The organism is Variovorax rhizosphaerae (genome assembly GCF_037889975.1).
GTDB lineage: Bacteria > Pseudomonadota > Gammaproteobacteria > Burkholderiales > Burkholderiaceae_C > Variovorax > Variovorax rhizosphaerae.
The window spans coordinates 1-9,280 of the sequence record NZ_JBBKZT010000063.1; the positions used below are offsets into that span (position 1 = coordinate 1).

At 60.5% G+C, this 9,280-nt stretch carries 14 protein-coding genes; 8 read left to right on the top strand and 6 right to left on the bottom strand.

Going from position 1 to position 9,280, the window contains the following annotated elements:
- Positions 1 to 108: 108 nt before the first annotated feature.
- From WKW82_RS39470 to WKW82_RS39485, 4 genes are all read right to left on the bottom strand, one after another.
- Positions 109 to 993: a hypothetical protein gene (locus WKW82_RS39470; RefSeq protein WP_340348669.1), complete on the bottom strand. Its 885-nt coding sequence runs from the start codon at positions 991 to 993 to the stop codon at positions 109 to 111.
- 714 nt (positions 994 to 1,707) lie between these two features.
- Positions 1,708 to 1,965 carry a hypothetical protein gene (locus WKW82_RS39475; protein WP_340348670.1) on the bottom strand — a complete coding sequence of 86 codons (258 nt, stop codon included), beginning with the start codon at positions 1,963 to 1,965 and terminating at the stop codon, positions 1,708 to 1,710.
- Between the two features lie 416 nt (positions 1,966 to 2,381).
- On the bottom strand, positions 2,382 to 3,308 hold the full coding sequence (locus WKW82_RS39480) for a metallophosphoesterase (RefSeq protein WP_340348671.1): 927 nt from the start codon (positions 3,306 to 3,308) through the stop codon (positions 2,382 to 2,384).
- Positions 3,309 to 3,411: 103 nt separating this feature from the next.
- Positions 3,412 to 4,137: a hypothetical protein gene (locus WKW82_RS39485; RefSeq protein WP_340348672.1), complete on the bottom strand. Its 726-nt coding sequence runs from the start codon at positions 4,135 to 4,137 to the stop codon at positions 3,412 to 3,414.
- A gap of 175 nt (positions 4,138 to 4,312) precedes the next feature.
- Between WKW82_RS39485 and WKW82_RS39490 the strand changes: the two genes are divergently transcribed.
- From WKW82_RS39490 to WKW82_RS39525, 8 genes are all read left to right on the top strand, one after another.
- Positions 4,313 to 4,885: a Uma2 family endonuclease gene (locus WKW82_RS39490; RefSeq protein ID WP_340348673.1), complete on the top strand. Its 573-nt coding sequence runs from the start codon at positions 4,313 to 4,315 to the stop codon at positions 4,883 to 4,885.
- A 20-nt stretch (positions 4,886 to 4,905) separates the two neighbouring features.
- On the top strand, positions 4,906 to 5,112 hold the full coding sequence (locus WKW82_RS39495) for a hypothetical protein (RefSeq protein WP_340348674.1): 207 nt from the start codon (positions 4,906 to 4,908) through the stop codon (positions 5,110 to 5,112).
- A gap of 50 nt (positions 5,113 to 5,162) precedes the next feature.
- Positions 5,163 to 6,065 (top strand): hypothetical protein, encoded by a 903-nt coding sequence (locus tag WKW82_RS39500; protein ID WP_340348675.1) that lies wholly within the window; start codon positions 5,163 to 5,165, stop codon positions 6,063 to 6,065.
- Positions 6,062 to 6,436 (top strand): hypothetical protein, encoded by a 375-nt coding sequence (locus WKW82_RS39505; RefSeq protein WP_340348676.1) that lies wholly within the window; start codon positions 6,062 to 6,064, stop codon positions 6,434 to 6,436. The genes WKW82_RS39500 and WKW82_RS39505 overlap by 4 nt, the downstream gene beginning before the upstream one ends.
- The gene (locus tag WKW82_RS39510) at positions 6,433 to 6,621 is read left to right on the top strand and encodes a hypothetical protein (protein ID WP_340348677.1); all 189 of its coding nucleotides are present in this window, start codon (positions 6,433 to 6,435) and stop codon (positions 6,619 to 6,621) included. The genes WKW82_RS39505 and WKW82_RS39510 overlap by 4 nt, the downstream gene beginning before the upstream one ends.
- Positions 6,622 to 6,633: 12 nt before the next feature.
- The gene (locus WKW82_RS39515; RefSeq protein ID WP_340348678.1) at positions 6,634 to 6,819 is read left to right on the top strand and encodes a hypothetical protein; all 186 of its coding nucleotides are present in this window, start codon (positions 6,634 to 6,636) and stop codon (positions 6,817 to 6,819) included.
- 16 nt (positions 6,820 to 6,835) lie between these two features.
- Entirely contained in the window at positions 6,836 to 7,168 is a 333-nt protein-coding gene (locus WKW82_RS39520) for a hypothetical protein (protein ID WP_340348679.1), read from the top strand.
- Between the two features lie 197 nt (positions 7,169 to 7,365).
- On the top strand, positions 7,366 to 7,611 hold the full coding sequence (locus WKW82_RS39525) for a hypothetical protein (RefSeq protein WP_340348680.1): 246 nt from the start codon (positions 7,366 to 7,368) through the stop codon (positions 7,609 to 7,611).
- A 389-nt stretch (positions 7,612 to 8,000) separates the two neighbouring features.
- On the opposite strand, the gene WKW82_RS39530 is transcribed toward WKW82_RS39525, so the two are convergent.
- Positions 8,001 to 8,600, bottom strand: coding sequence for a hypothetical protein (locus WKW82_RS39530; RefSeq protein ID WP_340348681.1), 600 nt, complete (start codon positions 8,598 to 8,600; stop codon positions 8,001 to 8,003).
- A gap of 394 nt (positions 8,601 to 8,994) precedes the next feature.
- Positions 8,995 to 9,280, bottom strand: a 286-nt coding sequence (locus WKW82_RS39535) for a transposase (RefSeq protein ID WP_340348682.1), incomplete at its 5' end; no start/stop codon positions are given.

Consider the following 9,280-nt stretch of genomic DNA (forward strand, 5'->3'; position numbering starts at 1 on the left):
GTGAACAGGCTCTCGCTATAGCTGTCGGCTCCTCGCATCGGCGCTTCCCTCTTCATCGATCTGATGAGCTCGATCTTGGCTCAAGGCAATCGGTATTTCAACGGCCTGCTAGGCAAGCCCCTTCTGTGATGGCCACCGTAGTTCACCAGCGAGCCGGCATTGTTGACGATGTAGCCAGACACCCGTTGGAGATTCCACCAGAGTGGTCGAGTATTCATAGCCCGTCCTGGCCATCAACGCGTCATCGAGCGCCTTGATGCGCGCCACGGACTTGCCGCCCTTGCCGTGCCAGACGAACCATTTGGCGCTGCGGATCTCGCTTTGCACCCAAGCTCGCTCCAGCGGTTCGATTGGGGCGTTGCCGAGCACCGAGTTCTCCGCCGCCTTGAACTTCATTGCGATGTGAAACCAGTCCAGTATCCTGCCGCGGGCAAGTTGGCTGCCCTGGACCGCCTTGGGGAACTCGCCCGCGTCATCACTGATCATGGTCGCTCGCTCGTTGGGGCCGACACCGCTTCGGGCGAGAAATTGATCCAATCGCGCGGCCGCCGAGGGCACCTGCTTGTGCACATACGCGTACACCCGAGGAGCACGGTCGGCAAACGCAGCTCGCCCGGCAACGATATTCACGTGGCGTCGTAAGGTCGGTACCGGGGACCAAGGCGACCGAAGCTTGGCTTCAGCGCGCGCACTGGCGCCCTTGAGGCTGCTGTGGTGTTTCAACCATGCCGAATCGACGCTGACGCACGCAATGTTGGTGGATTCGCGCCGCGGGACGGTGGTGGCGGCGATGGCGGTGGCCTTCGGCTGGTTGGCGATATCGCGCTCCAACTCGGCATCGAGTTGCCTTGCGACCGTATGAATCCTTTGCCGTGTGCCGCTGAACGAGATCTTGTCAAGCTGCCGGTAGGGCAGATGGGCAGCCCATTCCACCTGAAGGTATTCAAGTTCCGGGGTCACCCGCCTGGGCAGCGCCTTGCAAAGCGGACTCATTGAACTGCATGCAGTCCCCGGTACCCCCGGTAGGGACACGACCGCAATCTCGGGCTGCTGACGGCCACGCTGCCATACACGGTCCGCACTACAATGCTGCGACTGTCCTTGTGGCTGAGTGGGGTGTTGCACCGGCGGCAGTTCATCTCGCCCGACATCCACTCGTCGACCTGCTGCGAGACCATTACGTCTTGGGCCCGGGCCAGGAGGGCACGGCCTTCTGCAAGGGTGAGGCCCAACTTGGCAAGACTGCGGTCTCGCCGCTCGAGAACGGCCAACGTCACCGCACCGTCCACTGCGTCGACGATGTCCGCGGCCTCAGCGATTCGAGCCTCAATATCAAGCGCATGGCTTACCTCCAACGATTCAATGACCGCCAAAGTAGCGAAGACGGCCACCTTGTGAGACAAGGCGGCGAGACTCGCAGTCTCCCGCACTTTTGCACACTCTCCAAGAATGCGACGTAATGTTGCGACCGCCGGCTCGTCGGTACGCGTTAATCATTCGATTTCATTGGGTTTTATGAAATCGCAACGGTCGCATCTTTGTTGCACTTCACGGTTCGCAACCATCGCCCGGGTAGCCCGCAGAAAGGTGAAATTGGTCGGCTGCCTGGCAATCGCCGAGAAGGGCAACCTCGGTAAACCCGGCACCTCGACAAGGTGGGGGTGAGGGGCGATCGCTGCGTGTGCAGGAGATCGCACTGGCGGAACTTCACTGCGTGACGACGGCGGCCGATCCAGCAACTTTCCCCGTCGTCTGGCAGAACTGACAACGATCGAACTTGGCCTGAGGAAAGTTGGTGCGGGCAACAGCGCTGGCCTCTGCTTCAGAGGTGACACTGAACCAGCCTCCATCGCGACCGAGTTTCCCAATTGGCTTGTGAACACTGCCCACTGGGGACGGAATCCGCTTGCAGTCCTCGCGATGCAATCTCGCCGTGCGAAGTCTCTTGTCGATCTTGAGCAACATGCTTTCTCTCCATTCGAAAATGCTTGCCACCCGCGATGCCTTCACCTCGCCTCCAGGCCAGACAACCATTGTCCGGATTCAGCCGGCCGGTCAGCGAATGTATTGAAAGTCGAGTACAGAATCGGAATGCGATGAGCATCTCATCCCCGAATACGTCGGCACCTATCCATATTTGCTCCGCTTCAGCACCGGCGCGCGAAACCCCTTCAAGACTTCGCGCCACTTTTTCACCGTGTCACCATCGTCCGGGGCGTCGCCGATTTCGTCGGCCTCAGCGATTCGGGAACCAATGATCAGGCGTGTTCGATCATCCGAGCTAGCAAGCCCCCCTGGCAATCGCAATGGGTTCAACTTGCTGGTGCTCCGCGTACGATCACCTCGCACCCGTCAACGCCGTCTCTTGGCCATTAACTGCCTCAACCTGCTGCAACAAAGCGCGCGCCATCCAGCTCCTGCTCGCCGTCCCAGCGGTAGGCGACCAACGGCCCGGCCTTCGCGGCCGACCAGTCCAGGCAGGCCACCTTGGACGTCTGAAGGTGCGGCGTGCCTTCCATCCAGTAGTGCCCGATGAACACGGGCGTTCCGTTGATTGGACCGCCGCCCAAATACCCGGGCGGCAGCTCGCATTCCGGCATGCGGTCGAGCTGATGTGCGCCAACAATTGCAACGTCGCGATAACTGCGAGCGCCTCCTTCCCACCACTTTGCCCGTACGTCATACCTCTCGATGCCACCGTGGTCCACGAACGAACGGCCGGGCGGCAGGCGGATCTCCAGCCCCTTGGTCAGGCCTTCCATCGCCAGGCACTCGGGCGAGCCTCTGTTATACGCAGCGTGCAGGAAATCCTCGTCCATTGGCTTTCCGGAGGGCAACTGCCTTGTGACGAGGTCAACATAGGGCTGGTGCCACCAGGCATGCACCGCGCGGGCGCCGCCCAAGTCGAGCGCCAGCGGCAAGGTCTTGAACCACTCGACCAACTCCAGCTGGAGCGCCGAGCCACATCCGACCTGACGCAGGAACTCGGCATGCAGCGAAATGTTCTTGGGACTGTGCCGCCGCAGAAAGGCTGTCGGGTCCTGCGGATGCTGCGTCACAAACCCGATTGCGTTGAATTCGTGGTTGCCCATCAGCGCGAGCGCACGACCGTTCTCAACCATCGCGCGGACGGTCTTGACCACCTTGACCTGCTCCGGCCCACGGTCGATCAGGTCGCCCACGAAGATGGCTTTGCGTAGGTACGGAGGCACCCAGCCGCCGGCCTTCTCGACGTAGCCCAGTTTGCGCAGCAGCGCCTCGAGTTTGCCAGCCTGGCCATGGATATCACCGATGAAGTCGAAGCCCACTGGTCACCACCTTTTGATCTCCGCTAGTTTCATCATGCATCGTCGTACGGGATTTGAGGACCAGGAACCTGTGCCAACTCGTACGCATCTGGGCCGGCATCATTCACATTGTGGCGGCGAAGCGCGCGGCCTCATTCTTGGCCCGTGCCTTGCCGGTCTTTTGCGAAGCCCTGCACGTACGCGCTATCGGAAGACATATTGAGGGCGCTTTCGAAGCCGCACGAGAATCGGTAGCCATTGCTTGCACGCATGGTATCGGCGGACGCGACTTATTTAAGTGTGGTATCAGTTCGTTGGTCTTCTTGACCACATGCATCGAGTAGCGTGATCGCGTCGCCTCACCCTGTTCAAACAATCCAATTTCGGCCACGGCTCCGTGTAGCACTTCCGGGATCTCGCCCGCATCCAAGAACACCGCCACACCTTCCAGAATCCTGAGCAATTCGAAAAGATCATGCGACGCGTATACCGTGTTGCATTGCTTTTCGGTGAGGAAGTCTGGGTCTGGCTTTTCGAGCTGCCGGCGATGCTCTTGGATCTGAACTGCGAGCTGCAGGCCCTCCTTGATCAGGCTCTCCGCGGCATGCCGCTGCATGTAGAAGATCGGAAGCGCAAAGTGATCGAGAGCGCGGCTTTTCTTGGCCGTCTGCAATAGTGCTTCGGCCGCCAAGAGGTAGGACTGGCCGTAGTTTGGTATGCAGTGTCCACCTATTCTGGCGACACTGTTCTCCAAGTCTTCCTCAGTTTGCTCCGGTGATTTGCCCCACGGCAGCACTCCCTCTGGCTCGAGTGGATCAGGCAAATATAGGGCGTCCCAACGCTTTGCCATTCAGCATTCCTTCATATGTTTGAATGAGGTTGCAGGTTGCCTCCAGCGCAACTTGATTGGTTGCGTGATTATTGCCGCAAATTGAGAGGCGATAGCTGGCAATCGCCCTCGTTGCTCGGGCTGTGTAATGTCCGTATGATGGTACTCAATGAGTATTTTCACGAAGGGCTGACGCATGGGCATGCCGCTGCAGAGAAAGTCCCTGGCCGAGTACTTGGCCTGGGAGGCGGAGCAAGCCGATCGCAACGAGTTCTATCGCGGCGAGATCTTCCTGATGGTGGGCGGCACTCGCGCGCACGGCCGCATCGTCGCGAACATGAGCCGGCGCCTCGGCAACCATCTGGACGGCTCGGCTTGCCAAGTCTTTCAGGATGGCACCAAAGTCCAGATCGCCGACGATACGGTGCTTTATCCGGATGTGTTCGTCACCTGCGGCAAGACGTTCCGCGACGACGACCAAGTCATCACGGACCCTCTGCTCGTTATCGAGGTGCTGTCGCCCAGCACGCAGGGCTACGACCGCAGCGCAAAGTTTGCTTTCTATCGTCGCCTGCCATCCCTGCGCGAATACGTCCTGATTGATCCAGACACGCGCCGCGTCGAGGTGTTCCGTCCCGAGCCGGACGGCAACTGGAAGCTGTTCGACATGACGGAGGCCGGTGCCTTGACGCTGGCCAGCATCACGCTGGATTGTCCCATGGCCTGGGTGTTTGAAGGCATGGCGGATGCCGGGGCGACAAAGCAATGAGTGTCGAGCGGCAGAGCCAGGTGGAGTACCTGCAGGCGGCCAAGGCCACCTTGGGCATGCAATGGGATGAGGTCGCCCAAGCCGCGGGCATCGAGCCGCGCGCCTTCAAGAACTACAGGTTGCCCGAGGGCTCGAAGGGCCACCGCAACATGCCCAGGCTCGCCCGCGATGCGATCGAAAGCCTGCTCAAATCGCACGCCAGGAAAAACAGAAGGAAGGCCGCTTGACGAGGCACTCATTGAGTACCGTGCTCGAAACATCGAACAACGGGGGGCACATGAACATTGAACTCGGCGCAGAGGGCAAGCTCGTCATGAGTTCGCCGCAACAACGTTGGCACGCTGGCAATGCGGGTGATGAAGCGCTCATGCAAGTCTTGAGATTCGCCGGGCAAGAGATGATGGCGCTCACCGACGACAAAGGCGGTTTCACCCTGGCGTTCCTGGGGTTCCAGGCGAAGGGCTTCAGCTCGATGGGCGCCGCCAAATCTTCCGCTTCGGCGTTCGCTCGCCAAGTCCTTTCGCGCATGAGCGACCTGGTTGCTGACCGAACGGAAAAGATCCGCATGAAGACGCCCGCCCAACTGGCAAGCAGCTCGCTCGACAGCGAGAAGGATCACAAGACGCGAGCGGCCACTTTGCGGCGAGTGGCGGGCGGCGTCCGATCGCATGCGCAAGCCAGCGCCGTCGCGGGTTTCAGTGACGCAGAGCGAAAGCTGCTCGCCAAGGCGGCGGCTTTGCTTGAGTCTGCTGCCACCGCATCGCTTAAAGCGGCGGCCATCGCGAAAAGGCGGGGGGACGACAGAGCCACTCGCCAGAAGGAAACGTTGAAGGCCATGCAGGGAACGTTCGCGAGCCTGACGACCGTAGCGAATCAGGTGGCATTGATTGCCGCGGTGCGCAGCTACAGCCTGCGCCATCTGGAGCGTCACGACCCGTCGAACAGCCAAGGCGGGCTTCCGGCGCTGTTCAGGGAGGCTTTGGTAGATCTCTCGGAGACCCTGTCGACGAATGATGACGACCGGGCCGTCGCGCAAGTCGTGACGGATGCCTGGGGCAAGTTCAAGTCGGGCAAGGAAGCGCTGCAGGCGCGCCACAGCGCTGTCATTGCCAGCCTGGCCGGCGGCGTCGAGGCAGCGACATTGGCGAGCAAGTTGATCAACCAGGCACGAGGCCAATGAACTTCTCGACGGACGAAGAGCGCAAAGAGTCGCTGCAGTTGCTTCGCGAGGCGGCGGACTACTTGAAGCGGATGCCAATGGTGCCGGTTACCCACAGTTTTATCGCCAGGATCGAGGAGCACTTAGCGGCACCGACCGCCAAGCTGACGCTGCAGCGCAAGCGCGTACTGGTGGGTAACGATGGCTTTACGCCCGCAGGCTTGCCAACAGCATCGGCAAGCCTGGTCGGCGATCAACTCACAGTGCACGTACACAAAGCCGGCTTGGAGTTAGCTGTGAGCGGGCCGCTTCATTTCAAGATGATGCCGGACGACACGCGGCCCAGTGGCCAGGGCGCCGAAGGCTTAACGGAAATCAATGAATCAAGATGAGCAAATACCTGGTTGAGTTCTGGTCGAAGCCGGCAGACGAAGTCGTCGCTAACGACGTGCGCCATGAGGTTCCGTGTGCCATGCGAGAGGAGGCGGTCGAGCTGGACGACGCCACCGCCAAGCTGCACGCTGACGCGGCAGACAGGTTGGAAACGTCGCTCGCAGATCTGCGAGCCCACGAGTAGGAGAACGACGCCATGAACGTATTCGAAACCATGCGGTCCGACCTGAACGAACTTGTGCGCCTGGTGCGGGCGAGCGAACGCTATTGCACGACCATCGCCGCCAGGCCTGGACTGGCATCGAGCGAGACGCATCAGGTCGAGCTTGCGCGAGAGCATCGCATCAATGAGCTGTGGTCGCGCTACGGCGTCACAGCCTGATCAACGGGGAAACACGGTGAAGAATTCCGACGCCATACCCGCGACCCTGGCCGATGAGTTGCTTCGCCTCGGTGCTGGGTCGTACTCCGACCTATGCATGAGTAACGGGCGAATCTGTGCTGTGGGGCGGATGCTGTGGACACACGCCATCTTGGTTGGCATATCGATTCACTCGTCGGCCGAGCGGCGCTATTTCTACGAACACCAAGCGGACGCCGCGCGCGCCTTAAGCGAGTGGGACGGACACGGGCACCCACCGGGGCCATGGATCAAAGTCAAGGGGCGCATGGGCGGCGTGCTGCTTGATGAGTTGGGACCCGGTGCGGTACCGATGGCACAGCACGCATGACAATGTGCCCATCCAGGCAGGGTTTGAACATCGGAAGGGAGTGGGACCGACCCACTTTGTCTCTGCGATACGGCCGGTACCTGCAGTGATACCCGTGATCATCGGCGAAATCTTCCACAACCAGCGTGGAGCCCTCGATCATCTTGCTTACCAAATGGTCCGTCTGGCTCGCCACAGGACAAGAGCCGCCGGCCAACATGAAGCAACTGTACTTTCCGGACTGCGATAGCAGGGAACACTACCTCAAGCGGCAGACAAACGGCGATCAGTTCTTCTACAACATTTCGCCTGAAATGAGTGAGGCGATCGACGAGATTGCACCTTATAGAGGTGGCAACGACGCGCTTTGGAAACTGGCGACTACAACAATATCGACAAGCACAAAATGTTGGTCGCCTCCGCTGGAATGGGGGCCTCCGTCAATCTGGGGCTGGGAAAGATGATAGCTAACTCGATCCTGGCTGATACCCACATTTTTTCCGCAGAAATGCGCAAAGCGCACGCAGAGGGTTCACGGCTCTTTGACAAGGAGCACCCCTTGTTCTTCCGTTCCTTCACGGAGTTGGGCAGAACGAGAACTGCGGTCGCATTTCGCCCTCGGTGTGCCTGGCCTGATCCCGCCGGAGGACTTCAACGTAGCCATGGCCGAGATCGCCATGGCGGTCGAAAACGTCGCGACCAAGCTCGAGCTTTTTTTAAAGAATAGCCAATCCTGGTCACTCACGGGTTTCGTCATGAACTAGAAGCCGCAGTAAAGGCGCGAGTAGGCATGCCGCGCGCACAGCCTGATCGGGACGCAAGTGCCCTGTAGCGTTAGGTCCCGATTGCACCCCTACCCTTGCGGCCCGCTGAAGTATTCGAATTCTTCCAGTTTGCGAAAGAGCGACCTGCGCGTGACCGGGCGGGAGGTCTCCAGCCTTTGAAGGAACGCAGGATCGTTGCGCAGACGACGCCTTGCCAGCACCGGCTGTCTCTCGGTCCAGTCAAGCAGCGCTGCGTGAGCGTTCGATACGGCAAAACTCTCAGTCTCCGAGAGTTCCACCATGCCCGCGTCGCCCTGGATCAGAACGCCGAATTCGCACGCGAGCGCTCGAATCCCGAGCTGGGACATCCCATCCAACTCGAACTGTGCCTGGCTGCCGTATTTGCATAAGGCCCAGCGATCGGCGTTGACCGCCACGGCCCCGCCCGCGAGACGTGCAATGGACGCATTCAATGGGCACTCGCCCTTGTTGGTTTCAGCGACCAGGAACGGCCCATCGAAGACCTTTCCCGTGAACCGACGCCGCTCGATCGTGACATCGAGAAAAGTTCGACCCGATACGCGGTGATGCTCCACTGCAGCCACCCCGAGCGACCGAAGGCCCTCAAAGTAGGCCAGCGCTCGGGTCTGCATCAGCGCCCGCCATTGCGGGACGGTCAAAGTTGGCATGTCGCCATGCAGCCCCGGTGACGTAGAGACAAGGTCCGGCCGGCCGTCGGCAACAGCCTGCGCGCGCGCTGGCTCGGCCACGAGGCGCATTGGTGCCCCGCGGACCACCACACCAGCCCGTGTCGCGGAGTTCCTGCCCATGTCCCAGCGATTCTTGAGCCGACGTAGAGAGGTGAATGCCTCGGTTGAGGCCGTTCACTCTAGCGCTCTTTTTGCGGTAGCGCTACATCGCGGCGGCGTATGCTCTCGCATGTCCCCGGCACTCGGAGGGGAATCGCGGGCGTCCGGGCAAACCAAGCCAGTCGCGATCGCGTGGGGTAAACAACCGGGGCCAGGTTACGTCCCGGCGGATGGTGTAAGTCTTCAGCCCGGACAGGGCTGAGATGCACGGTACTCAGCGAGCCACTGCGGACAGCCGAGTGGGCGCAGTGTCGCTCAGGGTCTGCAAGCCTTCAAGCTGCATGTACCGCCGGTTGAGAGACCACTCGTCGTTCTGCTCGAGCATCATCGCGCCGACAAGACGTGTGATTGAAGCGTCGTTGGGGAAGATGCCCACGACATTCGTGCGGCGCTTGATCTCGGCATTCAACCGCTCCAGAGGGTTGGTGCTGTAGATCTGCGTCCAGTGGGCCCGCGGGAAGGTCATGAAGGCCAACACGTCGTTTTCGGCCTCGTCCATC

What these genes read in the sequence shown, in the direction of transcription:
- WKW82_RS39470 (WP_340348669.1), bottom strand. Translation starts at nt 993, where the DNA reads ATGAGTCCGCTTTGCAAGGCGCTGCCCAGGCGGGTGACCCCGGAACTT.
- WKW82_RS39475 (WP_340348670.1), bottom strand. Translation starts at nt 1,965, where the DNA reads ATGTTGCTCAAGATCGACAAGAGACTTCGCACGGCGAGATTGCATCGC.
- WKW82_RS39485 (WP_340348672.1), bottom strand. Translation starts at nt 4,137, where the DNA reads ATGGCAAAGCGTTGGGACGCCCTATATTTGCCTGATCCACTCGAGCCA.
- WKW82_RS39490 (WP_340348673.1), top strand. Translation starts at nt 4,313, where the DNA reads ATGGGCATGCCGCTGCAGAGAAAGTCCCTGGCCGAGTACTTGGCCTGG.
- WKW82_RS39500 (WP_340348675.1), top strand. Translation starts at nt 5,163, where the DNA reads ATGAACATTGAACTCGGCGCAGAGGGCAAGCTCGTCATGAGTTCGCCG.
- WKW82_RS39505 (WP_340348676.1), top strand. Translation starts at nt 6,062, where the DNA reads ATGAACTTCTCGACGGACGAAGAGCGCAAAGAGTCGCTGCAGTTGCTT.
- WKW82_RS39510 (WP_340348677.1), top strand. Translation starts at nt 6,433, where the DNA reads ATGAGCAAATACCTGGTTGAGTTCTGGTCGAAGCCGGCAGACGAAGTC.
- WKW82_RS39515 (WP_340348678.1), top strand. Translation starts at nt 6,634, where the DNA reads ATGAACGTATTCGAAACCATGCGGTCCGACCTGAACGAACTTGTGCGC.
- WKW82_RS39525 (WP_340348680.1), top strand. Translation starts at nt 7,366, where the DNA reads ATGAAGCAACTGTACTTTCCGGACTGCGATAGCAGGGAACACTACCTC.
- WKW82_RS39530 (WP_340348681.1), bottom strand. Translation starts at nt 8,600, where the DNA reads ATGCCAACTTTGACCGTCCCGCAATGGCGGGCGCTGATGCAGACCCGA.